Origin of the sequence: Lysinibacillus sp. FW12, assembly GCF_050817245.1 — a bacterium.
In the GTDB taxonomy this organism is placed as follows: Bacteria; Bacillota; Bacilli; order Bacillales_A; family Planococcaceae; genus Lysinibacillus; species Lysinibacillus irui.
The window spans coordinates 197,167-221,972 of the sequence record NZ_CP139094.1 but is presented as its reverse complement, the minus strand read 5'-3'; the positions used below and the strand labels follow the sequence as shown (position 1 = coordinate 221,972).

At 35.5% G+C, this 24,806-nt stretch carries 25 protein-coding genes; 14 read left to right on the top strand and 11 right to left on the bottom strand.

The features are described 5' to 3' along the window. Positions 1 to 14: 14 nt before the first annotated feature. The 5 genes from SJW71_RS01120 to SJW71_RS01100 form a co-directional block, all read right to left on the bottom strand. Entirely contained in the window at positions 15 to 770 is a 756-nt protein-coding gene (locus SJW71_RS01120) for an amino acid ABC transporter ATP-binding protein (protein WP_274795013.1), read from the bottom strand. 13 nt (positions 771 to 783) lie between these two features. Next, positions 784 to 1,485 carry an amino acid ABC transporter permease gene (locus SJW71_RS01115; protein WP_274795015.1) on the bottom strand — a complete coding sequence of 234 codons (702 nt, stop codon included), beginning with the start codon at positions 1,483 to 1,485 and terminating at the stop codon, positions 784 to 786. A 12-nt stretch (positions 1,486 to 1,497) separates the two neighbouring features. Continuing rightward, complete coding sequence (locus SJW71_RS01110) at positions 1,498 to 2,205, bottom strand: amino acid ABC transporter permease (protein ID WP_274795016.1); 708 nt, start codon at positions 2,203 to 2,205, stop codon at positions 1,498 to 1,500. A gap of 83 nt (positions 2,206 to 2,288) precedes the next feature. After that, complete coding sequence (locus tag SJW71_RS01105; RefSeq protein WP_274795017.1) at positions 2,289 to 3,152, bottom strand: transporter substrate-binding domain-containing protein; 864 nt, start codon at positions 3,150 to 3,152, stop codon at positions 2,289 to 2,291. A 35-nt stretch (positions 3,153 to 3,187) separates the two neighbouring features. Beyond that, positions 3,188 to 4,354 carry an acyl-CoA dehydrogenase family protein gene (locus SJW71_RS01100; protein ID WP_431811668.1) on the bottom strand — a complete coding sequence of 389 codons (1,167 nt, stop codon included), beginning with the start codon at positions 4,352 to 4,354 and terminating at the stop codon, positions 3,188 to 3,190. A 438-nt stretch (positions 4,355 to 4,792) separates the two neighbouring features. Between SJW71_RS01100 and SJW71_RS01095 the strand changes: the two genes are divergently transcribed. Then, positions 4,793 to 5,539, top strand: a complete 747-nt coding sequence (locus SJW71_RS01095) for a hypothetical protein (RefSeq protein ID WP_313471401.1) — start codon at positions 4,793 to 4,795, stop codon at positions 5,537 to 5,539. A gap of 83 nt (positions 5,540 to 5,622) precedes the next feature. Here SJW71_RS01095 and SJW71_RS01090 read toward each other — a convergent pair whose 3' ends face one another. Continuing rightward, the gene (locus tag SJW71_RS01090; RefSeq protein ID WP_313471400.1) at positions 5,623 to 6,003 is read right to left on the bottom strand and encodes a VOC family protein; all 381 of its coding nucleotides are present in this window, start codon (positions 6,001 to 6,003) and stop codon (positions 5,623 to 5,625) included. Positions 6,004 to 6,229: 226 nt separating this feature from the next. Here SJW71_RS01090 and SJW71_RS01085 point away from each other — a divergent pair, with 226 nt between their 5' ends. Beyond that, positions 6,230 to 8,179 (top strand): methyl-accepting chemotaxis protein, encoded by a 1,950-nt coding sequence (locus SJW71_RS01085; protein ID WP_312506385.1) that lies wholly within the window; start codon positions 6,230 to 6,232, stop codon positions 8,177 to 8,179. A gap of 60 nt (positions 8,180 to 8,239) precedes the next feature. On the opposite strand, the gene SJW71_RS01080 is transcribed toward SJW71_RS01085, so the two are convergent. Further along, complete coding sequence (locus tag SJW71_RS01080; protein WP_274795022.1) at positions 8,240 to 8,659, bottom strand: VOC family protein; 420 nt, start codon at positions 8,657 to 8,659, stop codon at positions 8,240 to 8,242. Between the two features lie 235 nt (positions 8,660 to 8,894). Between SJW71_RS01080 and guaC the strand changes: the two genes are divergently transcribed. Beyond that, a complete protein-coding gene (gene guaC, locus SJW71_RS01075; RefSeq protein WP_274795023.1) occupies positions 8,895 to 9,878 on the top strand; it encodes a GMP reductase in 984 nt (327 codons plus the stop codon). Between the two features lie 169 nt (positions 9,879 to 10,047). Then, the gene (locus SJW71_RS01070) at positions 10,048 to 11,769 is read left to right on the top strand and encodes a methyl-accepting chemotaxis protein (RefSeq protein WP_431811667.1); all 1,722 of its coding nucleotides are present in this window, start codon (positions 10,048 to 10,050) and stop codon (positions 11,767 to 11,769) included. Between the two features lie 48 nt (positions 11,770 to 11,817). Here the strand turns inward: SJW71_RS01070 and SJW71_RS01065 are convergent, their stop codons facing one another. Further along, entirely contained in the window at positions 11,818 to 12,042 is a 225-nt protein-coding gene (locus tag SJW71_RS01065) for a hypothetical protein (RefSeq protein WP_004233486.1), read from the bottom strand. 234 nt (positions 12,043 to 12,276) lie between these two features. Between SJW71_RS01065 and psiE the strand changes: the two genes are divergently transcribed. Then, entirely contained in the window at positions 12,277 to 12,732 is a 456-nt protein-coding gene (gene psiE, locus SJW71_RS01060) for a phosphate-starvation-inducible protein PsiE (RefSeq protein WP_322611872.1), read from the top strand. Between the two features lie 17 nt (positions 12,733 to 12,749). On the opposite strand, the gene SJW71_RS01055 is transcribed toward psiE, so the two are convergent. Further along, positions 12,750 to 14,009 carry a GNAT family N-acetyltransferase gene (locus tag SJW71_RS01055; RefSeq protein WP_322611873.1) on the bottom strand — a complete coding sequence of 420 codons (1,260 nt, stop codon included), beginning with the start codon at positions 14,007 to 14,009 and terminating at the stop codon, positions 12,750 to 12,752. Positions 14,010 to 14,135: 126 nt separating this feature from the next. Here SJW71_RS01055 and SJW71_RS01050 point away from each other — a divergent pair, with 126 nt between their 5' ends. Both SJW71_RS01050 and SJW71_RS01045 read left to right on the top strand, forming a co-directional pair. Continuing rightward, complete coding sequence (locus tag SJW71_RS01050) at positions 14,136 to 15,143, top strand: HAAS signaling domain-containing protein (protein ID WP_274795027.1); 1,008 nt, start codon at positions 14,136 to 14,138, stop codon at positions 15,141 to 15,143. Between the two features lie 150 nt (positions 15,144 to 15,293). Continuing rightward, on the top strand, positions 15,294 to 16,442 hold the full coding sequence (locus tag SJW71_RS01045; protein ID WP_274795028.1) for a fused response regulator/phosphatase: 1,149 nt from the start codon (positions 15,294 to 15,296) through the stop codon (positions 16,440 to 16,442). Positions 16,443 to 16,486: 44 nt separating this feature from the next. Here the strand turns inward: SJW71_RS01045 and SJW71_RS01040 are convergent, their stop codons facing one another. Then, entirely contained in the window at positions 16,487 to 17,341 is an 855-nt protein-coding gene (locus SJW71_RS01040; protein ID WP_274795029.1) for a CheR family methyltransferase, read from the bottom strand. Between the two features lie 5 nt (positions 17,342 to 17,346). Beyond that, positions 17,347 to 20,088: an ATP-binding protein gene (locus SJW71_RS01035; RefSeq protein WP_322605778.1), complete on the bottom strand. Its 2,742-nt coding sequence runs from the start codon at positions 20,086 to 20,088 to the stop codon at positions 17,347 to 17,349. A 185-nt stretch (positions 20,089 to 20,273) separates the two neighbouring features. Here SJW71_RS01035 and SJW71_RS01030 point away from each other — a divergent pair, with 185 nt between their 5' ends. The 7 genes from SJW71_RS01030 (at position 20,274) to SJW71_RS01000 (ending at position 24,734) form a co-directional block, all read left to right on the top strand. Next, positions 20,274 to 21,464, top strand: a complete 1,191-nt coding sequence (locus SJW71_RS01030; protein ID WP_431811666.1) for a M14 family metallopeptidase — start codon at positions 20,274 to 20,276, stop codon at positions 21,462 to 21,464. 187 nt (positions 21,465 to 21,651) lie between these two features. Beyond that, the gene (locus tag SJW71_RS01025) at positions 21,652 to 21,981 is read left to right on the top strand and encodes a PadR family transcriptional regulator (RefSeq protein ID WP_274795032.1); all 330 of its coding nucleotides are present in this window, start codon (positions 21,652 to 21,654) and stop codon (positions 21,979 to 21,981) included. Then, entirely contained in the window at positions 21,978 to 22,385 is a 408-nt protein-coding gene (locus tag SJW71_RS01020; protein WP_274795033.1) for a permease prefix domain 1-containing protein, read from the top strand. Before SJW71_RS01025 ends, SJW71_RS01020 begins: the two co-directional genes overlap by 4 nt. Positions 22,386 to 22,387: 2 nt before the next feature. After that, entirely contained in the window at positions 22,388 to 23,044 is a 657-nt protein-coding gene (locus SJW71_RS01015; protein WP_312506381.1) for a hypothetical protein, read from the top strand. Positions 23,045 to 23,243: 199 nt separating this feature from the next. After that, positions 23,244 to 23,651, top strand: a complete 408-nt coding sequence (locus tag SJW71_RS01010) for a MarR family transcriptional regulator (RefSeq protein WP_312506380.1) — start codon at positions 23,244 to 23,246, stop codon at positions 23,649 to 23,651. A 145-nt stretch (positions 23,652 to 23,796) separates the two neighbouring features. Next, positions 23,797 to 24,456 carry a hypothetical protein gene (locus SJW71_RS01005; RefSeq protein ID WP_312506379.1) on the top strand — a complete coding sequence of 220 codons (660 nt, stop codon included), beginning with the start codon at positions 23,797 to 23,799 and terminating at the stop codon, positions 24,454 to 24,456. After that, on the top strand, positions 24,453 to 24,734 hold the full coding sequence (locus SJW71_RS01000; protein ID WP_431811665.1) for a hypothetical protein: 282 nt from the start codon (positions 24,453 to 24,455) through the stop codon (positions 24,732 to 24,734). The genes SJW71_RS01005 and SJW71_RS01000 overlap by 4 nt, the downstream gene beginning before the upstream one ends. Positions 24,735 to 24,806: the final 72 nt, after the last annotated feature.

Below are 24,806 nucleotides of genomic sequence, written 5' to 3'. Positions count from 1 at the left end.
CTCTCCTGTTTATTTTATATATAGAACGTATAGTCTTCTGGAATGACACGTTTTAAAAATTTCTTTGTGCGCTCCTCTTTTGGGCTTACGAATATATTATGGGGACTACCCTCTTCAACAACAACGCCTCCATCCATGAAAATCACGCGATTGGCGACATCTTTGGCAAAGCCCATTTCATGTGTGACCACAAGCATTGTAGTACCCTCAGCCGCAATATTTTTCATGACTTGCAATACTTCTCCTACTAATTCGGGATCAAGTGCAGATGTTGGCTCATCAAATAAAATAATATCAGGATTCAATGCTACTGCTCGTGCAATGCCTACACGCTGTTGCTGACCGCCAGATAACTGACTAGGATAGGCGTTGTATTTTTCAGATAAGCCTACTTTGTCTAGTGCCTTTTTGCCAATTTCCACAGCCTGAGCCTTCGGGATCTTACGTCCAACGATTAACCCTTCGGTAACATTTTCTAATGCCGTTTTATTTGTGAACAGATTATAATTTTGGAAGACAAATGCGACGCGCTGACGAATTGCATGTACGTCTTTTTTCTTTACATGTTGAAAATCAACTTCGATATCTCCAAATGTCGCATAGCCTTGATCTGCCTTTTCTAAAAAATTGATGCAGCGTAATAATGTTGTTTTCCCTGAGCCACTAGGACCTAAAATAACAACAACATCCCCTTTATCAATAGCTAAATCAACACCTTTTAAAATTTCATTGCCTCCAAATGACTTATGAATATTTTTAATTTCTAACATAATTATTCACCCCTTAGGCATGTGCCGCTTTGTATTTGCTTAAATACTTTTCATAGCGCTTAAACAAGTATTCGACTGTACTACATAAAATTAAGTACACGATAAAGATATCCAAATAGGCTTCTACGTAATTATAGCCAACGTTTGCTGCCACTTTTGCCTTCAATGTAATTTCAGGAAGGGACATTGCGTAGCCTAGGGAGGTAGCCTTAATAAGATTAACGGTAGCTGTGCAAATATTCGGCAATGCAACTACTAAAGCTTGCGGAATGATGATTCGAGTATATGCTTGGAATGTTGTTAAACCTACTGAATGCGCTGCCTCTAATTGCCCTTTTTCAATTGTACTTAATGCAGAACGAAATACCTCTATTAAAATTGCCGTTGAACTGAACGCGAAAACAATAAATGCATACCAAATTGGATTGATTTTATAAATATCATATTCTATATGATACTTTTCAAAAATAACTTTTAACATTAACGGGATACTACTATATATAATAAAGATTTGTATAATGATCGGCGTCCCTCGTACGAAAGAAACATAAATTTTCGCTAGATGGTGGATAACTGGAATTTTATTAATCCTCGTAAGTGCCAGTAAAAAACCAAGTGGTAGAGCTATCAACAAAGCAACAACTGTCACAAGGAGAGCGATAGGAACACCAGATAATGCAACAAAAAATGTTTCAAGTAAAAATTGATAATTCACAGTTATGCCTCCTTACGTTGTTTCTAAGGTCTTCTTACCCTTGCCAAATACCTTTTCTAATATAGCAAATATTTTTTCTATAATAATTGATAACACCCAATAAATAATGGCTAATGCAATATAAATTTCTAATGCATGTGCATTGATATTACTTGCGATAATTAAATTTGCCTTACCGACAATATCAATTAAACCAATTGTATAAGCTAGTGCACCTTCCTGTAATAAAGCGATCATGCCATTCCCAAAGTTCGGCAGAGCAACTACAAGTGCCTGCGGGAAAATGATTCGACGGTAGGCCTGGAATGGTGTTAGCCCAACACTAACAGCTGCTTCAAACTGTCCTTTGGGAATTGCTAAATAAGCGGATCGTATTACCTCAGACATAATTGCTGCAAACTGCAGGGTGAAAGTTACGACTACGAAAATAGCCGTCTCAATTGAATGGAGATTGAGACCGACATTTTCAGCTAATGCTGGGACACCATAATAAACAAGAAATAATAAAACAATAGAGGGCGTACAACGCATAATTGTTGTATACAAGTTTGCGATTTTTTGTAACCATTTCAAGGAAGATAGTTTAGCTGCCGCTAACAATAAGCCAAACAGTGTACCTAAAATAATAGAGGACCCTGCAACTAGGAACGTAATTTTTAAAAAGGGTACTAACACAGGGATTGCGTTCCAAATATATGTTGCGTCAAAATATTTATCCATTTCCTCACCAACTTTTGTTTTTATGAATAAAGACTGCTGAGTGTCACTGACTCAACAGCCTTATAAATTCGTTATTTTTTCAACTAACGATTAACATTTTCTAATACTTCAAATAAATCACGGCCATAGAACTTAGTGCTTAATTCATTTGTTTTCTTTTGTTCCTTAATTTGTGCTATCGCTTTATCATAAGCATCAGCGAATTCTTGTTCCTTTTTATTGAACAATGGCCATGTTTTAATGACAGCAAATTCGTTATAAACAACCTCATCTTTTAAGTTATAATAAGGGCCATCTTCGGCAAGAACCTGTTGTTTAAATGGTCCCTCAATCATGACACCACCATCAACACGGCCTTCATTTACCCACTGCACAACATCAACTGTAAATGCATCGCCAGCCTCAAGCTTAACTTTATTATCAGGGTTTGCCGTATTGTATTCATCAATAATTGTATATTGAGCGTTATTAGCAGCAATCGGTGCTAACGAATAGCCCTTTTTCGCAAAATCAGCTAATGTTTTCACACCTTCATCCTCTTTACGTAAAACTAGACCTGCACTACTTAACCCTAAAAACTCCTTCGGGAAAATAAATTTCTCTGTTCGCTCTTGCGTAAAGAAGGCATTTTTCACCCCTACTTGATATTTCCCTTGCTCTACACCAATCAATAAATCATCACTCGTTGTGCCTACATATTCGAATTGATAGTCCGGCAATAATTCATCTACTAATTTCATTACTTCTACATCATAACCTGTAGGATTCCCATTATCGTCAATATAACTAATCGGCTTTGATGCTTGATCATAGGCAACCTTAACCGTACGAACCTTATCACCATCGCCTGAATCCTTTTCAGCTGATTCTCCAGAATTACAAGCTGTTAAAAGTGCTATAGAAGCCAAACCAACCGCAGCAAGTTGAAAAATTTTATTTTTCTTCATATGTCATTTCTCCTTATTCCTCATGTAAATTTTCATTAACTTTCAGATAGCTTCTTTTGTTCGATTGCAGCAGTCGCTAATTTAATAATCGTCATATCATCCATTGGCGGATTATGAAGTCCTGCACGAACGTTGCGATAGTAGCGTTGTAATGGATTTGTCAGCTGTAAGCTTTTTGCTCCAACTACTCGCATTGCCTTATCCACTATTTCAATAGCCAGATTTGTAACTGTATGTTTAGCCACAGCCATTTCATTTGTGATAAGTCCGCGTCTAGCTGGATCATCGTAGGCTTCAGCCACCCCATACAGGACAAAGCGTGCTTGATGGAGCTTTAATTCAATATCTCCTAAAAGCTGTTGTACATTTGGTAACGTACTAATCGGAGCATTCAAGCTATTGGGCTGATGATGATTAGCAAAATGAATGGCATAATCACGGGCAGCTTGTGCAATACCTAAATAGGTAGCTGGAATATGGAGTATCCAGCCGTTTATCTTACCGCCACTAGGATGACTTGGTAACTCAACTAAATGCTCCTTTGCTACAACGACATCTTTTAACACAAGATCATGGCTACTTGTGCCTCGCATTGCAGACATTTCCCAATTTTCTTCAATGGATAACCCTTTCGAATCTTTATGAATGAGGAAAAACCCAATTTGTTGCTTTTCTTCAATCCAAGCTGAAGTTAGAAAATAATCGAGTACTGGAGATGCAGTCGTAAAGATCTTGCGTCCATTTAATAGCCAGCCATCTTTTGTAGAAACAGCGGTTGTTCCAGGTCGACCACCACGCGTTGGACTTCCCGTTGCTGCCTCACTAACAGCTCTATTAATGATGGCACCTCCCTTTATTTCTTCAGCAAACGCTGTTAATAAATTCTCAGTCCATAACTTCGTTTCATATATTTCACCGACAACGCCTAATGTCCACCCAAGGGATAGAGATGCGTTTTCGTCATAGCTTGCTAACGTTTCTTGCACAAGCACCATATCATAGACTGATAGACCTTCTCCGCCATATTGCTTCGGTAAAGTAAGCTGCGGGTAGCCCATTTGCAAAAGTAATCGATACGCCTCGAAAGGGAAACGAGATTGTTCATCCACCTCAACAGCCTTGGACTTGATCGGCTCTGCAATAGCTGCGAGTTGCTCTAACCAAAATCGTTGTCGCTCTGTTTTTACAAATAAATTTTTCAAGTATATCTCCTTCTTCCCACAATATATCAATTACACCTCGGCATATTTGTATCTAGATTTTTTTGGGGCTTGCTCGAAAAGCTCCCCTTCAAATCCGATACTTCCGAAGGGTTTACTTGATTGAGCACCCAGTGAAATGAATCATCTTCCTCTCTAGAGGAGGAGTATTCCGTTCAATTAATATAAATCATATAAATTTACTAAGAATTATTAGTGAAAAAAAATCTCTGCCTACTTATTGTAGGGAGATGCTATTAGGTACTGAATTTTCAGATTCGTTGACACTTATAATACTTTTCACATTTAAAAATGTCAATGGGTAATATACAAGTTTTTTTGTTAGTTTAATATGAATTAAAATGATTCAACTTTACCCTTTTATTTATGCACCAAGCTTTGTTTACAACATATGCTAAGACTAATGAAAGAGGTGTATACATGACGAACAACTTCACTTCGCCACAAAATGGTGGCACCTTATCCTATTTCGCTCCACAAGTAATTCAAACTAAGTTTGGTGATATTAATGGTGATGGCTTTTTTGAAACCATTTTTTTAATGGGCACTAAACAGCCTGATAGTCCCTTATGGAAAGATATAACACTCGCTATTTTTTATGGTCAAACAAGACAAATGGAACAAATTCCACTGAAACAAAATATAGGCTATAACCCAACCCTTTTCTTAGGCGATTTTACTGGTAATCATATTGAGGATATTTTTGTAATCTCCGATACAGGAGGTAGTGGAGGTATAATTAATGGCGAGATATTTGCCTCGATCAACAACCAAATACTTTCTATTTTTGATGCAGAGTCTTTCAATAACAAACTAAAATATAGTGTCCGTTATGTTGATCACTACAAGGCTGTTGTTCAAAGTTCGAATCCTGCTAAACGATACACCATCGATTTACAGTATAAGGGTACAGACTACTTAGCAGAAATCTATAATCCAGATGGCACTTTAAAGCAACCAATTGAAGGCTGGGTAGATCCTTTTAGTGGACTATATCCCGTTGATTATGATCGAGATGGGACATATGAAATTTTAGGATATCAAGAAATTGCCGGTAGATATCATGCTGACGGATTAGGTTATGTAGAAAATATTTTAAAATGGAATGGTCGTGAATTTATAATAGACCGACAAACAGTATCTATTTTTGGAGAGGATTTATCATAGAGACTATCTCTATTAAATAAGATAAAAAGTAAATCTGCTCGTTTTAATGCAATAATCTAACAAAAACGAGCAGATATTGGTATTTATACTTGTTTTTCAACTAAAGCAAAATAGTTATTTTCAGGGTCTGCAAAATTAAAAACTCTACCCATTGGCATCATTACTAGATCCCCTACCTTAATGCCCTTTGCTTGAAAGTCTTGGTACATTTCTTCAATTTTATCGGCGTAAAACATAATGGAAGGTGTTCCTAAATTTAGTTCTGGCTGCATTTTAGCGATAATTTCTTTATTGTGCAATACAAAGGATGTTTGAGCTTCCTTCGTTGGGGCAATTTCTATCCAGCGCATCCCAGCTTCTTCCTGTTGAGCAACGACAACAAATCCTACTTTTTCAGTCCAAAACTTTACCGCTACATCTTGATCATTAACATAGAGCATTACCTGTCCAATTTGATGAATCATGATATTCCTCCCTCCTCTTTTGAGATTAGTATACATCAATTTTGACCTTTATATAGCTTCTAACAATATTTAATTTTGAGAAATTTCGAATAATTGATAGTCATATATATTACTCACAAATAATTAATCTAAAGTACTTAACTTTTCTTTTTTTTCTGATAGAATGAGAATTATTTACCTTCTAGGGAAAAGTATAGAACAAAAAAATTATGTGAGGATAATACAAGTGAAACAACTAAGTTTAAGAAAAAAGCTTATTTTCTCGTTTTTAGCAATGCTTCTCATCCCAACACTGTTAATTGGAATTGTTTCCTACCAAAGTGCTGAAAAGCAGATTTCAGAAGAACAACAAGCAAGTGCAACTGAAAGTGTACGTATTCTTAATACCAACATTACGAACATGATTAAACCAAAATTAGAGGATGTACAATATTTTTCAAAGAAATTTAATAAATCCTTCTTTCAAGATGAAAATGTTCCAAAACTTAAATCATTACTAAATGAATACGTTAATATGCACCCTGAAGTAGAATTGATTTATATTGGTACTTCTGATGGCAAACTATTGGACGAGCCTGCTCAAGACTATCCTGATGGCTTTGATCCACGTACACGGCCTTGGTATACACAGGCTTTAGATAGTAATGGCGGGGTTTCTATTACAGCTCCATATGTAACCCAATCTACAGGTGACATCGTTATTACAATCACTCAAGCATTACCAGATGGCTCTGGCGTATTAGGACTAGATTTAAATATTTCGACACTAAGTGACATAACGAATAATATTCGCATTGGAGAGACTGGCTTTGCTTCCCTTTTAGATAACAATAAAATTTATATTGCCCAGCCAGATAAAGAAAGTGGTACCGAGGCAGCAGAAAGCTATATTACAAAAATTTATGAACAAGAAAGCGGATCTATTGTTGAAAAGGACCGTCATATGCAGTTTATGACCAATGAACTAACTGGTTGGAAGGTAATTGGTACAATGTTTACTGCAGAGGCTGCAAAGGCTGCTACCTCCACATTGAAGATTAACTTAATCATTATTGTAGTTTCAATTTTAGTTGGCGTTTTGTTTATGCTCTTCATGATTAAATCGGTTGTCAACCCGATTAATAAACTTAAACAAAGTGCCTTAAAAATTAGTGATGGTGATTTAACAGAGTTTATTGACATTCATTCTAAAGATGAAATAGGACAACTCGGTGAAGCATTTGTCTCGATGAAAGTTAGCCTAAAAAAGCTAATTCGTAATGTTGACCAAAGCTCACAACAGGTTCAAAATTCTGCCCAAAGTCTTTCTGCAAATGCTGAGCAAAATATTGCAGCATCGGAACAGGTAACAGAAGCTATGCAACAGGTTGCTATGAGTACTGAGAAGCAAACAACCAGCATTGACCAAAACGCTATTTCAGTTGAGGAAATTGCTAAAGGGGTTGTCGAAGTTGCTGATAGCGCACTCCAAGTTTCAGACCTATCCAGTCAAGCCATTCAACTAGCTGAAGAAGGAGGCCAATCTGTCGAACAAACTGTACAACAAATGAATTATATTCATGAATCTGTTACACAATCGGATAGAATGATTAAAACTCTTTATGACCGCACTAAAGAAATCGGTTCAATTTTAGAAATGATCAGTGCTATTTCTGACCAAACCAATTTACTAGCTCTAAATGCTGCTATTGAAGCAGCACGAGCAGGAGAACACGGCAAAGGCTTTGCAGTCGTGGCAGATGAAGTTCGAAAATTAGCAGAGCAATCCCATCAATCAGCGGAACAAATTTCTGCGCTTATTACAGGTATTCAACAGGATACGGCTAAATCTGTTCAAACAATGATGAAAGCTTCCTCAGATGTCCAAGAAGGTCTACAGTTATCCAAGGATACAAAAAAGAAATTTACAAGTATCATTGAAAGTCTTCGAGAGATGGCACCGAAAATGGAGGATATTTCTGCATCAGCACAGGAGATGTCTGCGGTGGTGGAAGAAGTGTCAGCAACAGCGATTGAACTGTCAGACCATGCAAAACTTAATGCTGCTGCCTCTGAAGAAGTGGCAGCATCAACGGAGCAAACATTATCTTCCATGCAGGAGATTGCTTCTTCAGCTAAAACGTTACTCGATATGGCTGATGAATTACAGGGCTATGTAAATCGTTTTAATTACTAATGAAACAGCACGATGATCGTTGGGTAAAACCCAGGATCATCGTGCTTTTAATTGCGCTATTTATTCATTTACCTCATGGCTAAATTGCCATTCAACGCCGAATTTATCAGTAAGCGAGCCGTAACATTTACTCCAAAAAGTTTCTTGTAACTCCATTGTCACTTTTCCACCATCTTTAAGCTTGTCAAACGCTTTTCGCATTTGTTCTTCATCATCGGAAACAATCGCTAGCGTGACATTATTCCCAACTGAGAACGGTGAGCCCGGAAATGTATCTGAGAACATAATTCTACTACCAAATACAGAAAGTCTTGTATGCATAACAAGATCCTTCGCTTCCTCTGGTAAGGGATAATCAGGATTTTGGGGTGAATCTCCAAACGTCATAATTTCAGCCTTGTCCGTATTAAAAACATCTTCATAAAACGTAACAGCTTCTCGACAATTCCCATTAAAAATTAAATATACCTCTACTGCCATTTCCAACACTCCCTTGTCATTTTTTGAAACAATTCTATTGTACATGGATTACAAATCAGAACACAAATTATAAATGAAAAATTCATTTACCCAAAAATTTTACTACATTTAATTTTAAATTTTTTATTTATTTTCACAAAAGCTTTGACATTTACTCAAAAATCATGTAAATTACCAAATGGCGAACAATTTAAATTAAATCTTTAAAAATATTCGTATTTTAGGAGTGTATATAATGGATAACGTATTTGACTATGAGGATATTCAACTAATTCCCGCAAAATGTATTGTAGAAAGTCGTTCAGAATGTGATACTTCTGTTACTTTAGGAGGACATACTTTTAAACTTCCTGTAGTACCTGCAAATATGCAAACAATTATCGACGAAAGTCTTGCTAAGAAGCTAGCTGAAAACGGTTACTTTTATATCATGCATCGCTTCCAACCAGAAAAACGTAAAAACTTCATTCAAGAAATGCAAGGTGATGGCTTAATCGCTTCCATAAGCGTTGGTGTAAAAGAAGAAGAGTATACTTTTATTGAAGAATTAGCAGCTGCCCAATTAGTACCTGATTTTATTACAATTGATATTGCACATGGTCATTCAAATGCTGTTATTCGTATGATTCAACATATTAAGAAACACCTACCAAGCAGCTTCGTCATTGCTGGTAACGTTGGAACACCTGAGGCAGTACGCGAACTCGAAAATGCTGGAGCAGACGCAACGAAAGTAGGAATTGGACCAGGGAAAGTTTGTATTACTAAAATCAAAACAGGCTTTGGTACAGGGGGCTGGCAATTAGCTGCATTACGTTGGTGTGCAAAGGCTGCTACTAAGCCAATTATTGCTGACGGTGGTATTCGTACACACGGAGATATCGCTAAATCTGTACGCTTCGGTGCTTCAATGGTGATGATTGGTTCACTATTTGCTGGTCATGAAGAATCACCAGGTGAAACAATCGAAATCGATGGTAAAACAGTGAAAGAATACTTTGGCTCTGCTTCTGAATTCCAAAAAGGCGAACGTAAAAATGTCGAAGGTAAGAAAATGTATGTTGAGCATAAAGGAAGCATCAAAGATACTTTAATTGAAATGCAACAAGACTTACAATCATCTATTTCCTATGCTGGTGGTACAAAACTAGAAGCTATTCGAAATGTTGATTATGTGATCGTGAAGAACTCTATCTTCAACGGTGATAAAGTATACTAATAAATCGTAACCCCAATTAAGAGCAAACATCTTAATTGGGGTTTTTTATGAACCTTACCTCTTTTATAATTCTTTATAAACTTATATTTATTATCAGAATTTTCTATTTAATTAGAAAACTTTGTATTATAATGTAACTATATAGAAGTTGGAACGGAGGTTTTGTCTTATGAAGACAGTACGTCATAAACTTGTTAGTCTTGCCATTATCGTTATTCTGATATCCACAGGACTAGTTGGAACGGTCAATTACATTGTCGTAAAAGGCGAACTAGATCAAGTAGGCCAGCAAAGTCTTAAGAATGGCACACTAGGTATACTTAATTTAATTGAGCAGCTAGATGCCCAAGTTCAGAATGGAAAGCTAACTCTTGAAGAAGCCCAAGAAAGTGCAAGAACACAGATTGTTGGTAAAAAAGTTGAAGATAATAAACGCTCTATTGATAATCCCGTCAAATATGGAGACAACTTCTACTTCTATACCTTCCAGGATAATGGCCTGGTCGAAACACATCCATCTCTAGAAGGACAAGATATATCTGATTTACAAACAGAGGATGGTCGTTATTTTGTAAGAGAAATGATTGAAGCTGCAAAAGCTGGTGGAGGGTATGTACGTTATGATTGGGCAATCCCTTCCAATCCTGAAGTTGTTGCGCCCAAAATTACTTATGTAGAAATGGATAAGCATTGGGGCTGGATTATCGCGGCTGGTACATACGAAATGGATTTTAATGCTGGTATTAACAAGGTTTTATATTACACGCTCGGTTTGACAGTACTTGCAACTGCAATCGGTGTAGCTCTTTTCTGGTTCTTCTCTGGTCAAATGACCACTTATATACGCAAAATTATGATCATCACATCGGATATTTCGAAAGGTAAGCTAACTGGGGATGACTTACCTGTAACTACAAAAGATGAATTAGGTATACTGGCTAATAATGTGAATAATATGAAACAAAGCTTACACGAAATGGTCAATAACACCAAGGATAGTGCATCGCACATAAGAGTTTCTTCAGAAATGCTTAGTGCCATTACAGAGGAAACTACCGCTTCAGCAGATGAAATCCATCAAGCAATCAATGCTATTTCTAAGGGAGCTATTGTGCAAGCTGAAGAAGCAGAAATGGCTATCAGTAAAGTTGAAACACTATCATCACTCATTTCAAATGCTACAGAGAAATACAGTGAGATTACTGAAAATATGGGTATAATTAATCAATCTCAAGATAACGGTAGGCAAAAGGTTGATGTCTTACTGCAAAATTCAAGTGAATTCACACAGGTAATTGAGGAGTTAAGGGCAAATTTTTCAAGTTTGACAAGTCAAATGAAAGAGATTCATCAAGTGGTACAAACTATAACATCTATTTCGGAGCAAACAAATTTATTGGCACTAAATGCTAGTATTGAGGCTGCACGTGCAGGTGAACATGGTAAAGGCTTTGCCGTAGTAGCTGAAGAAGTACGAAATTTATCTGAGGATACCAACGAAGCTACTAATCGTGTTAGAAATTTATTGCAACGTATTGAAGTTGATACCGCTAATTCAGATGCAAAGATGATACACACGCTGCAACTTTCACAAAGTCAGGCGATGTCAATTAAAGGGGCTTTTACTTTCCTCGCAGACTCCATCCGCGACATTTCGGAGCACCTTGTCTCACTCGATAAGGGGATGAACGAAATGGCTGATAATCGGATTATTGTGATGAAAGCTATTAATGAAATAGCCAGTGTAGCTACTCAATCTGCAGCAGCTACTGAGCAAATTAATGCTTCTATTGACGAACAAAAGTCAGCAGTAACCTCTATCATGAACTCCTCTATGGAACTTCATACAGAGGCCGAGCGTATGCATGACTTAGTAGAACGCTTTACATGAATTTATAAAAAAGAATGCTACGCATAGTCCGTAGCATTCTTTTTATTATTATAGTTTGTTAATAACAGCGTGGATTGTTTCCTTAAGTTCTGCATCATGATCAGCAAGATCTACAAGGTTACCTAGACGCTCACGTAATACAGGACGCTCAATTACTAACTTTTCATCAAGTACTTGTACTAGTAGTTCAATAATTAGACGGTCACGAACATTTAACGCTTCTTCTAAACGTTCTGGTGTAATTTTCGCATCAGTTTTTGCAGCTTTTGCCATTTTAAAAACCCCTTTTAAATTTTATATTCATGCACATCTATTTTAGCATACCACTAAATTATTTTGAAAACTTTCTTTCATGAAAATATACCAAAACTTTACAAAACCAAAAGGAAACATTAACGATAAATTGTTATATTCATATCATAATGCATCTAAGCTTAGCCATATAATGATGTGTTGCTCCCTCATTATTTAGAAACGTTTAATAAGGAATTCGATTGGAGGAATTACATGAATCAAAAAAACTCAACTTACTTACGGCTCATTAAAGCTGTGCCTAAATCTCTCCAGCTATTTCTCAATGTCTGCCTTGTATTACTAGCTCTCATACTTTCATTTTTACTTTTTAAGGAGCTAATTGAATTTCTAAAAATTTTACTTTTTGCCAATGAAGGCGGCGATTATAAACAATTCCTTGCCAATATTCTTATTTTCTTTTTATATTTTGAGTTCATCACAATGATTATTAAATATTTTAAAGAGGACTATCATTTCCCGCTCCGCTATTTTATATATATAGGTATCACAGCGATGATTCGTTTAATTATTGTAGAGCACGATCATCCTTTGAACACGTTAATTTATTCTTTAATTATTCTAATATTAATAATAAGTTACTTTATTATTAATATCACACCACTTGAAAGACCCTCGAGATCATCTCTTTTTATAGAAAAAGAACATTAATAAACCGTGAGAGTCTTTTAAAATGCCGATAAACATGTTGGCTTTTCAATGACGAAGAAAAATTGCTGCAATACCTGTAAATAGTGCTCATCGCTAACCGTTATTTGACTAAGCATAAAGAGCTCTTGGACTGTTACGACACCCATTATCAATGAAGAAAGCTCTGCTACATCAATGCTTACTTCAACATCATAGCTACCACTTTCTAAAATGTTAATGGTACCATTAACGGCTTCAATAATGAGCTGTTGGCTATTCTCAACGAGTAAGGAATCCATAACGATCAATTTAAGTGTCAGGGTGACACCGTTAAAATTACGCGTCTTAAGCTCATCAAAAAAACCCTTCACATTAATAATACGATACATTAGTCCAACTCCTGACATGGCACTTGCATGATAGACACTTGGAATTAATTGATTTGTACCATTCCTAACATCCCCTAGAAAGAAATGAACATTTTCTTCTTGGGTATTCCATTCAATCCTATTTACCTGGTCTGCCTGGCTGTTTAAGAATGTACTAAGCTCTAATAAAGCTTGTGGAGTCTCATAGATGAACTCTTTAATAACCATATTGTTCAGCATAAAATTATCGTCACTTTGCTTTTTAAACGAAAAGACTATATAGCCCTGTACAGTACCTTGCTGTTCCATCGCAATCACATAATTTTCAATGTTTTTAAAAATAAAGGATACCTCAGATGTTGTTTTAAGAAACATCCCATGCTTTTTAGCTGCAACTCTGTTATAGCAATCTATTAGCTGTTGCTGATCTTCAATGGTTAAATATTTTAGGTGCTTTTTCGTAGGTCCCTTAGGAAAGCTTAATGGCTCTACTAAGTATTGATAGATTTTTGGTCCATACCCAAAGCCCATTTTCTTATAAAAATCCGGTCTAAATGGATACAGTGCCACGAAGTGAATATTCTTCTCTAGAAAAATACTAAAAAATTGCTCGATTAATTCCTTTGCAACCTTCTCTTTTTTATATAATAAATCCACTGCAACTAATCCTACCCCACCGACTGGTAGCATGTTAGAGAATAGGTTCATTTGAAAGTCATGTAGTCGCATACCACCTATGAGTTTGTCATTTTCCCATAGTCCATAATAATGAAGAGACTCGTCATTGCTCTGATTGTACATAAATAGATTCTTTAGCTGCTCTTTTGTCGGTTGTGCTCCATCCATTCTTCCCGGATAGGCTCCTACAACGATATTTACAAAGGATACAAAGTCTTGTTCCTTTACTATTTTCTCTATCACTCTCACCATTTCCCCTCCATTTTTAAAGAATTGCATGTTGTTCTTGATTTTTTCATATTAATTTTTAGATGCCATAATAACATATATTACCACAATAAATCATGAGCATTGAAAATGATTAAAGGAGGAATTTGAATGACTTTAATTGATTCTTATCTTCACGAAGTGTCTAAAAAGCTACATAAGAATACGCGGCGTGAAGAAATATTGCTTGATCTAAAGGCTACTATAGAGAATATGTTGCCTGAGCAATATTCAGAATCTGATGTGAAAACCGTACTCCAAAAACTCGGTAACCCTGTAAAAATTGCTGCAAGCTATCAGGATACACCCCGTTTTTTAATTGGCCCAGATATTTTTGACCAATACATCGGAACGATCAAACTAGTCATACCTTGGGCAATGTTCATGACGATCATTATTCAAGTAATTAAAAAAATAGTGCTGTTTGCAGGGGAAGAGGCACTTCTCACAACAATTATTTCAACATTTTCCATGATCATTGTTGCCATGATTTCTGTATTTTTTCACGTATTGTTTTGGATCACGGTTGTCTTTATCATCGTTGAGCGATCTGGTTCTAATAAAATTCAACTGCCTTTTTTGAACGCGAAACAATGGTCCCCTGATGATTTAGTAAAAATAAAAAATATTCCTAAAGACAAAGTCATCACTTTAAGCGATACAATTTTTAGTCTTTCAGGGATCTTTATTTTTGCTTTTGTTTATTGGAATGCCTATCGTCTTTTAGGTATTTATACAACAAACGACAACGGTAGCTTGAAATTCGTTATGCCGATCTTTAATCAAAATATTTTACAAACGTTTGCCCCTATAGTCTTCCTATGTATTATTCTTAGTGTCGTTTTAACGTTCGTCAAATGGCGCTCAGGTCAATGGACAATGCCAATCGCTATAACTAATGCACTGCTTCAAGGTGGAGGAACCGTTGTATTTATTGCCCTGGCAATGCATCAAGATTTTATTCATAGTGCCTCCATCCCCTATATAGCCACTATCACAGATACAGCTTCAGCTAAGGTAACATTTTTTATAGATAAGATTTTACTCCTCGGTATGATTACTGCTGTATTAGTAAATGCATTTGATATATATCAAGGATTTAGAAAAGCTAAAATGTAAACTCTCTTTCATTCACTTTCTAGCAAACTATACATTCAGATCGCCAAAATACCTTTATTCTCTGATGTTTTGTATAATGATAAAGTTGAAAGTATTTTATATACATGAATAATAATCTGCACAATTCAATCAGAGTAAGGAGAAGTAACTATGACCATTCTTCTAGTAGATGACAATCAAGTCAATTTATTTGTCATTGAAAAAATACTAAAAAATGCAGGTTATGATAACTGTGTTTCTCTTTCATCTGCTTATGAGCTATTTGATTATTTACAATTAGATGCACCAAATCCAACAGGAAATTCAGTAGATTTAATATTGTTAGATATTATGATGCCAGAAGTAGATGGTATTGAGGCCTGCAAACGTATTAAACAAAATGAAAGTTTGAAAGATATTCAAATTATATTTGTCACAGCGCTCGAAGATAAAAACAAGCTAGCAGAAGCATTAGATATCGGTGGTGTAGATTATATTACAAAACCAATTAATAAAACGGAGCTGCTTGCAAGAATTCGAGTTGCATTACGTTTAAAATCGGAATTAGATTGGCACACTCAGCATGAAAAGAAAATACAATATGAACTCGATTTAGCCACTCATGTACAACGAAGCCTACTAAGCCCACCATTAAACGAGAAGGATATCCGTATTGAAGTTTCTTATTTACCATCCTCAAATTTAGCGGGTGATATGTATTATTGGTATAAAATAGATGATCATCGCTATGCCATTATACTTTTGGATATGATGGGTCATGGAATATCTGCAGCACTTGTTTGTATGTTTATCTCCTCTGTTTTAAGAGAGGCTGTTAAACAATTAAACGAGCCTGAACTTGTCATTAAAGAACTGAATCGTTATATGACCCTGTTGCAAGATGGAAAAGACAATAATCTTTATTATTTTACAGCCATATATTTAGTAATTGATACAGAGCAAAAAACAGTCGAATATATAAATGCTGGTCATCCTCCTGGATACGCACTAATAGACGAAAAAACATGTATTCCATTAAATCAAGGAAGCTGTGCAGTTGGCTTTTTCGATGAAATTAAAGTTAAAAAGCAATGTATTCAATATGAACAGGATATTCAAATTGTGCTATTTACAGATGGCGTATTAGAAGCAATGGGACCCTGTGAAATTGAATCAGAAAAGCATTTGCAAACGCTAACATCCTCCAAGTGGGATTATTCACAATGCCTGATTGACAATTTATTACCGAAGGATAAACAAGAAAATCAACCTGATGATATGTGTGTATTAATGATTCAAGCAACTAGCACTTCTATATAAATAACAAAGAGAGGCTATCCAATGTTAGGATAGCCTCTTACTCGTTAATATATTTTTTGATAAATTCTTTCATTGCTAGCAATTTCACTATATTTTGAAATAACCTCATCAAAGCGCAATGTTTCTTTATCCCCTAAGCATAGAAAACCTTGCTCACTTAGACTTTCATAAAACAACTGATGTACTTGACTCTGTAGCTTAGGTGAAAAATAAATAAGGACATTTCGACATAAGACTACATGAAACTCATTGAATGATTGATCTGTTACTAAATTATGTTGAGCAAAAATAATATTTTTCAATAATGTTGGGTGGAAGTAGGCATATTGATAATCTGTATTATAGTACTCCGAAAAAGCGTGGACACCCCCAGCAAGCATATAGTTTTTCGTATAAGCCTGCATTTTATGAATAGGAAAAGCGCCTTTCTTTGCTTTTTCTAATACTTGCTCATTCATGTCTGTTGCGTAAATTACTGCCCTATCGATTAGCCCCTCTTCTTGAAGCAAGATAGCCATAGAGTATACTTCCTCACCTGTCGCACAACCAGCATGCCAAATCCTTATTTCTGGGTACTCTCGTAAAGTGGGGATCACTTTTTCACGAAAGGCTTTAAAAAAACTAGGGTTACGAAACATTTCGGTTACATTTATCGAAAAGTCATTCAAAATTTGCTCTAAAAATTCCTTATCATGAATGACCTTTTCTTGTATACGTGAAATCGTTGGAATGTTATTTATTCTCATCCTATTGAAAATTCTACGCGAAATCGATGAGCGATTATATTGACGAAAATCATACCCAGATAAACGATAAATAGCCTCTAGTAACAAATCAATTTCTAAATTTGTTTGCTTATTTAATTGTATATTTTGCTCCAAAGGCTGAAATTGTTCCATGTTCATTAACTCCCTTTAGAAACCAACCATACTCTTAAAACCGATATTAATTGATCTAAATTTAATGGCTTACTAATATAATCTGATGCACCAGCCTGTAACGATTTATCGCGATCATTTTTCATAGCTTTTGCTGTCAGCGCAATAATCGGTAAATCTGTGCGTTTCATTTGTTGACGAATAATAGTCATCGCTTCATAGCCATCCATATTAGGCATCATAATATCCATCAGAATAAGATCGATCTCAGCATTAGCTTGCATGACCTCTAAACATTCAAGTCCGTCTTTGGCCACTAAAATGTTCATACCTCTTTTTTCTAGAGCAGTTTTTAACGCATAAATATTACGGTTATCATCATCTACTATTAAAATATTTTTCCCTTGGAAGACCTCTACTTCTTGTTGAAGAGCTTCCTCCATTTCTTGTGGTTGTTCTTCTATTTGTTCCTCTTCTACCGTCGTAGCGGCAACTTCGTTCATAGCAAGCTTTTGGCAATGTTCCTCTTCAATTCCATTTGGTAAACTTGGAATCGTTAACGTAAAGCTACTTCCTTGTCCCTCTGCACTTTGCAGCGTAATCCAGCCACCAAGCAGCTTAGCAAATTCCTTACAAATTGAAAGACCGAGCCCAGTTCCACCATATTTCCGAACTGTAGCACCATCTGCTTGCTGGAATGATTCAAAAATTAGCTGATGCTTGTCTTTTGGAATACCTATCCCTGTATCAGATACGGTAATTTCCAGCCAATCTGTGCTTATGTCTTGCATATTATTTGTTAATTGTTGTGGTGTTAGCTGATTAATGGCTAATGATACAGATCCTTGTTCCGTAAATTTAAACGCATTTGATAATAAATTTTTTATGATTTGATGGAATCTCTTTTCATCCGTATAGAATACATCTACAACATGATCTGCCTTTGAAATATCGAATGCTAAATTTTTCTTCATTGCAACAGGTGCAAAGGTATGTTCAATTTGCACTGGTACTTCACTCATATTCACTTCATTAAAAATGATATCAAGCTTCCCAGCCTCTACTTTTGATAAATCTAAAATATCATTGATTAAAGCAAGTAAATCTTCTCCAGAAGAATGAATCACTTTAGCAAACTCTGTTTCCTCGTCTGTTAAGTTTTGTTGACTATTTTCTGCTAGCATCTCCGATAAAATTAATATGCTATTTAAAGGTGTTCTTAATTCATGTGACATATTTGCTAAGAACTCGGATTTATAATTAGAATTAAGTATTAGTTGTTCTGCACTTTCTTCTAATTCCTTCTTCGCCCTCTCCAACTCTCTAGATTTAGATTCAGCCTCTTTCGTGCGCTCTTCTAGTTGCTCATTAATCATTGTCAGCTCTTCTGTTTGCATTTGTAACTCTTCAGATTGTGTCTGAAGCTCTTCTGACTGAACCTGTAATTCTTCTGTCATTGCTCTGGATTCATTTAATAGACGAACAATTTCCATACGCCCTAACACACTATTCACTGTTAAGCCAAATGTTTCAGTAACTTGCTGCACTAATTCTTGCTGCAACTCACTAAATTTAGTCATTGTTGCGATTTCTACCACTGCTATAACTTCATTCTCAAAAATTATAGGGATCAATAAAATATTTTGCGGCCTTACTTCACCTAAACCCGTTCTAATTAAGCGATAGTCTTGCGGAATATTATCATAAAATAATATCCTTTTTTCTAATGCGCATTGACCGATTAATCCTTGTCCCATTTTAAAGCTTTCAATACCGACACGGTCATCTCCATCAGCAAAAGCAGCCTTTTTCACAAAATGTACTTGTTCCTCTGTTACTTCTCTGACATAGAATGCACCAAGGGAGGCTTGTGTTTTCTGTGCTACTTCTGATAGGAAGATCTCAGCTAATTTTGTAATTGCTGAAACACCTTGATATTTTGTCACGATTTCTGCAATATTACTTTGTAACCATTCTCTCTTTTCTACTGACTCTAACAGTATATTTGTTGCTTCAGCAAGATCATTTATTTCATCATTAGAGCTCACATGGATTCTTCTCGTGAAATCACCTTTCGTAGCAGCCATTTCTTTAATGGTTTGTGTAACTTCCGTTATCGTTCTCACGATTGAACGTGAAATTCCACTAGCTATCACAATGGCAATGACAGAAACTAAAATTAAGATCCCAAATAAGCCACTTGTTAATTTACTATTCTGTTTGTCTAATTGACTTGCCTTTGCTTGTGTATAAGCATTTTCAGTTGAGCGGAAGGAATCAAATAATTTGCGCATTTTCTCCATATCTTGGCGCCCACTATCTACTTTAAAAAATTCATTCAACGCTTCTATATTATTATCCTTTTTCAATTGGATTGTTGGCTTACCTGAAGTATTTATCCAATGTTCAATCGTTTCCTCTATCTCTTTTAACTTTTCCTGTTGAGAAGGTTTTTCCTTCATTTGCTGATAGAGATTATTAAAATCTAACTTCCAATTTTCAGCCGCATTATCATAGGGCTCTAGATAACTTGGTTCACCTGTAATGATGAAACCTCGCTGACTCGATTCCATATCTAATACATACTTTTCAATCTCATTGGTTAAAGTTTGAACATTGGAATCGTATTTAATAATAAAATTCCGTTCTTTTTGTAAAGAAGTAATTTGATTATTTAATATGACAACGGCAGCAAGTAAGCAAAGAATGATTACGATATAACCTAATGTAATCTTGGAGCGTATACCCAATTTCAATTTATTTAACATTTGGTTTTCCTACCTTTACCTTTCTTTCACTTTATTATTATTACTAGTATACATGCAAAAATAACTAATTATCTCTTCTTTTAACATTCACAATAAAGAAACTTTGCCAATTTCATATTAATAAGTCTAGAATTTTTTCATATACATCATATAGTGAACGAATTCTAATTAAGGAGAGAATACATGTGGATATCATCGTAAGGCCAGGAGATTCACTTTGGCATTTTAGTGAAGTGTTTAACATACCACTTCAACTAATTCTAGATTCCAATAAAAATATTAATCCCCAATTTTTAAGAGTTGGACAACGCATTCGTATTCCTGGTTTTATAAACATTAGCTATCAAATCAAACAAGGGGACTCTTTTTGGCAGATTGCACAGAGTCGAAACCTGCCCCTCATCGCCATATTACTCGTTAATCCTGGTCTCAACCCCAATCACTTACAAATAGGTCAGATCATTCACATACCTCAACGCATTACATGGCGCTTAGTTGAAGGTAAACAAAATTACACGTACACTCATATGATGAATGATATAAAAAAGCTGCTCAACGTATATCCTTTTCTCCAAAGTACAAGCATTGGTAGCTCCGTTTTAGGGAAAGAACTCCCTGAGCTTTTAATTGGCAATGGAGCTAAACGTATTCATTATAACGGCTCGTTTCATGCGAATGAATGGATTACTACACCTATTATTCTAACATTTTTAAATGACTATTTGCTCGCCCTCACTAATCAAAGTAGTATTCGTGGCATTTCTCCATTTTCTTTATATCAACAAACATCCCTTTCTATAGTACCCATGGTGAACCCTGATGGAGTCGATTTAGTATTACTAGGCCCACCAAGTGATGAAGCATTAAAAAATCAATTGATTACATGGAATAATGGGAGCTCCGATTTTTCTGGTTGGAAAGCAAATATCCATGGGATCGATTTAAATGATCAATTTCCTGCAAAATGGGAGCTAGAAAGTGCCCGCAATCCCAAATCACCTGGCCCTAGAGATTATAGTGGGGAAAGGCCTTTATCTGAACCCGAAGCCATTGCAATGGCCAACATGACCAAGCAACGTGATTTTTTAAGAGTTCTAGCATTTCATACACAAGGTCGCGTTATTTATTGGGGCTTTGAAAATCTTGAGCCCCCAGAATCCGAAGTCCTTGTGAATGAATTTAGTAGAGTTAGTGGCTATGAGCCCATTCAATCTGCAGGTAGCTATGCAGGCTATAAAGACTGGTTTATTCAAGATTGGCGTAGACCGGGCTTTACCGTTGAGCTGGGAAGTGGTACAAATCCTCTCCCCCTCAGCCAGTTTGATGACATTTATGACGAAGCTTTAGGGATTTTCCTCGCTGCATTGTATATGTAAAAAGATTGTGCGAACTCCACTCACCATGAAAGAATCCTTTTAGGATTTTCAGTGAGTGGAGTCTTTTTGTGTGGTATTGTCTCGGCATACTACCAATATAAAAAAGAAAACAAATTACTTTGACAGGTAGAGTAATGTTTGCTAATATTACTCTAACAGATAGAGCAATAAATAAAGTAGGTGACTTATGGTTCGCAGTGATATTATCCGAGGACATTTGGATTCGATTATTTTACGGCTAATTTCAGAAAAGGATCGTTATGGCTACGAAATTTCTCAGGAAATAAGTCTCCGTACAAACAATCGGTTTCAAATCAAGGAAGCAACTTTGTATGCAGTTTTTCAACGACTTGAGAAAAAGGAAATTATTGAAGCCTATTATGGAGATGTTTCACATGGAGGCAAAAGAAAGTATTACCGTATTACTCCATTAGGTAGAGCCTATTTAAATGAGTTAGTGAAAGAATGGTCGGAAGTAAAAGAAATAATCGATTTATTTATGGAGGGCTTAGAATGAAAAGAATAAAAAACCATATTGATGAGCTTTTTAAAGATATTCCTCGTAACAACGAGACTGAAATGGTCAAACAAGAGATTATTGAAAATCTTGAAGAAAAGGTATTTTATTTGATGGATCAAGGAAAAGAACAAGAAGATGCTATTAATAAAGCAATTGTAGAATTTGGAGATATTGAAGACTTAAAAAAAGAATTGGGCGTTAAAGAGCCTGCAAAGAAAAACATGGCAAAATTAAATTTAGAGTTTTCAATTTGGGGAAGTAGCTTAATTATTGCCTTTTTTATTTTCATTAATCTTTATTACACGCCGCATACAATTTGGGCAATCTATCCGATCTTCGCTATTCTATGGTGGCCTTTATCTATGTACTTTGTGTGGACGCGTAAGAGATGGGGTGAATAATCATGAGGAACTTTATTAACTTTTCTATAGCTGGGAGCTTGATGACAATGATTTTCTTAGGGATTGTCAATTACACGACATCGCCTCAAACAATGTGGTTTATCTACCCTTGCATACTGCTTCTACTATGGCCTATTACATTATTTTTTATGTCAAAAAAAATGTATAAACAATACTCTATCGTTTGTAGTGCTATAATTATCTCGTTTCTTATTATCGAAAATTATCTATACGCTCCAAATCATTTATGGTTCATTTATGCCATCTATCCGATTATCTGGTGGCCACTTCTAATGTATTTAGGAGAAAAAGCAAAGACGTTACAAACAGCACTTATTGGCTGTGCTTCTACAATTATATATTACGCATTGCTAAATATCATGGTATCTCCACAATATCCTTGGGCGATTTATCCCGCATTTTTAGTCATGTGGTGGCCTCTTGCTTTATATCATGCTCAACGCAAAACTTTTGTAGCCTTCTCCGTTACAGCTACATTGCTAATTAGTATCTTTTTCATTACAGTCAATGTTATTTCTTCACCAAGCGTTATATGGGCAATTTACCCTATTTTCGTGACACTATGGTGGCCACTAAGTATGTACTTTTATGTCTATAAAAGAAGAATGTATCACGCTACTTTTGTGAAACGAATGTAAAAAAGAAGTCTATTAAAAAATTCATAATATACCTTGATATGATGTTTCCTTTCTTTTATTGGCGCTACTATTCCCACCATGGACTCATCTATAAAAGGGGCTAAGGTACTTGTAGCTTTTAAACAATTATTAATGATTGGAAAGGTTAATTTAGTTGCTATATAATTTAACCATTAAATATTTTAACGGACGTGATTATATGGCTGAAAGTCTACACAATGTAGAGATTATTATGAAGGAAATGCTAGATATACAGCAAAAGTCAAAAATGTTTGTAGAGCTTTTATCTAAAGGGGAAGCGTTATCACAAAACCAATTAATTTTACTCCTGCAACTAAAAATAAATGATGGTATGAAGGCGACAGAAATTGCCGAATTCTTCAGTATCACTCCTGGAGCTGTCACTTCCATGTGCGATAAACTGGAAAAACTAGAGCTGATACAACGAATTAGAGAAAATAATGACCGCCGTGTCGTCAAAATGACTTTAACAAGCAATGGGGACAAAAAGGTTCAAGAAATCTTTTTAAAGTTTTCACAGGATAAACTCATAGATATGGCCAATATTTTACGTGAAGTAAATCAATTAATGAATAAAATTTTTTAGGATTTCAACAAATTGAAATCCTTTTTTATTGCCTCAAAATTAGGGAATTCATTTGTTCTTGACAAAGGGAAGTTGCATATACTTTAATTGATATATATTTTAGTAATTAAAATATATATCAATTAAAGTATATGAGGTGACTTTTATGTTTCAACAACTGCGTACCCTAACACTTACGAATGGCCGTATTAAACATTTGGATATTGAGTATGAGCAATTAAATATTCGTGGAGCCGTAACAATACATCAAGAAGTTCGCATGCAAAAAGTGTCTACTCATGGCCATAGCTCATTTTATTTTCCCGTTATTGTCCATGAATTTAACAGCACAGGTTCATGTACGTTAAAAGATTATTGTGAAATCGATGAACTAACAAATGCAGGTAACCTTAAAGTAAAAAAAGGTTGTGTCCAAAAAATCAATAGTACCGGGAAAGTAATAATTGAAGGGAAACTACAGAGCGAACATTTTGAGGCTCTTGGTGTAGTGAAAGCCGCTGAATTAGTAGCTAATCACTTTCAGTTGAAATTATCAGGAGAAAGTAAAATTGGCAGGCTGCAAGCTGAAAATGTAATGATAAAAAAAGATCGAGTGACACTTCTTCCATTATTTAAGAAAAGGTTAATTTGTCACACAATCTGTGGAAAACAGTTAAAGCTATCTTATACAAATGCACAAATTGTGGAAGGTGAAGTAGTTATAGTAGGAGAAAATTGTCTCATCGAAAGGCTTTATTATACAGATGATTATTCAATCGATTCAAATGCAGTCGTGCATCATATTATTCGGAGGGAAATAGAATGATATTCCTAAAAATGCTACAAGCTTTTTTTTGCTCACTAGCTCTTGTTGTATTGTCAGTTCTATACATTGGCTTACTCTTAAGTGCTATACTATCTATATTCTCTGGCTTTTTACGAACATTCGGACTGGATCAAATTAAAATGAGTATCTGGTACGGTGTAGATATACCTATTATTTTCAGTATCCCTCTAGCACTTCAAGTAGCTGTACTTCTGTTCTTTTGCGCCACATACATCAAACGTTCTATTGTATTCTGTATATCCAAACTTCGCGTTTAGAATAATCAAGAAAAGGCATATTCTTTTGGGAAACTGCCTTTTCCTGAGCAATACGATGACTCTTTTTATTAA

Excerpts from the sequence above, each read along its gene's own strand:
- SJW71_RS01120 (WP_274795013.1), bottom strand. The coding sequence starts at position 770 with ATGTTAGAAATTAAAAATATTCATAAGTCATTTGGAGGCAATGAAATT.
- SJW71_RS01110 (WP_274795016.1), bottom strand. The coding sequence starts at position 2,205 with ATGGATAAATATTTTGACGCAACATATATTTGGAACGCAATCCCTGTG.
- SJW71_RS01105 (WP_274795017.1), bottom strand. The coding sequence starts at position 3,152 with ATGAAGAAAAATAAAATTTTTCAACTTGCTGCGGTTGGTTTGGCTTCT.
- SJW71_RS01095 (WP_313471401.1), top strand. The coding sequence starts at position 4,793 with ATGACGAACAACTTCACTTCGCCACAAAATGGTGGCACCTTATCCTAT.
- SJW71_RS01090 (WP_313471400.1), bottom strand. The coding sequence starts at position 6,003 with ATGATTCATCAAATTGGACAGGTAATGCTCTATGTTAATGATCAAGAT.
- SJW71_RS01080 (WP_274795022.1), bottom strand. The coding sequence starts at position 8,659 with ATGGCAGTAGAGGTATATTTAATTTTTAATGGGAATTGTCGAGAAGCT.
- guaC (WP_274795023.1), top strand. The coding sequence starts at position 8,895 with ATGGATAACGTATTTGACTATGAGGATATTCAACTAATTCCCGCAAAA.
- SJW71_RS01070 (WP_431811667.1), top strand. The coding sequence starts at position 10,048 with ATGAAGACAGTACGTCATAAACTTGTTAGTCTTGCCATTATCGTTATT.
- SJW71_RS01065 (WP_004233486.1), bottom strand. The coding sequence starts at position 12,042 with ATGGCAAAAGCTGCAAAAACTGATGCGAAAATTACACCAGAACGTTTA.
- psiE (WP_322611872.1), top strand. The coding sequence starts at position 12,277 with ATGAATCAAAAAAACTCAACTTACTTACGGCTCATTAAAGCTGTGCCT.
- SJW71_RS01055 (WP_322611873.1), bottom strand. The coding sequence starts at position 14,009 with ATGGTGAGAGTGATAGAGAAAATAGTAAAGGAACAAGACTTTGTATCC.
- SJW71_RS01050 (WP_274795027.1), top strand. The coding sequence starts at position 14,136 with ATGACTTTAATTGATTCTTATCTTCACGAAGTGTCTAAAAAGCTACAT.
- SJW71_RS01045 (WP_274795028.1), top strand. The coding sequence starts at position 15,294 with ATGACCATTCTTCTAGTAGATGACAATCAAGTCAATTTATTTGTCATT.
- SJW71_RS01040 (WP_274795029.1), bottom strand. The coding sequence starts at position 17,341 with ATGGAACAATTTCAGCCTTTGGAGCAAAATATACAATTAAATAAGCAA.
- SJW71_RS01035 (WP_322605778.1), bottom strand. The coding sequence starts at position 20,088 with ATGTTAAATAAATTGAAATTGGGTATACGCTCCAAGATTACATTAGGT.
- SJW71_RS01025 (WP_274795032.1), top strand. The coding sequence starts at position 21,652 with ATGGTTCGCAGTGATATTATCCGAGGACATTTGGATTCGATTATTTTA.
- SJW71_RS01020 (WP_274795033.1), top strand. The coding sequence starts at position 21,978 with ATGAAAAGAATAAAAAACCATATTGATGAGCTTTTTAAAGATATTCCT.
- SJW71_RS01015 (WP_312506381.1), top strand. The coding sequence starts at position 22,388 with ATGAGGAACTTTATTAACTTTTCTATAGCTGGGAGCTTGATGACAATG.
- SJW71_RS01010 (WP_312506380.1), top strand. The coding sequence starts at position 23,244 with ATGGCTGAAAGTCTACACAATGTAGAGATTATTATGAAGGAAATGCTA.
- SJW71_RS01005 (WP_312506379.1), top strand. The coding sequence starts at position 23,797 with ATGTTTCAACAACTGCGTACCCTAACACTTACGAATGGCCGTATTAAA.
- SJW71_RS01000 (WP_431811665.1), top strand. The coding sequence starts at position 24,453 with ATGATATTCCTAAAAATGCTACAAGCTTTTTTTTGCTCACTAGCTCTT.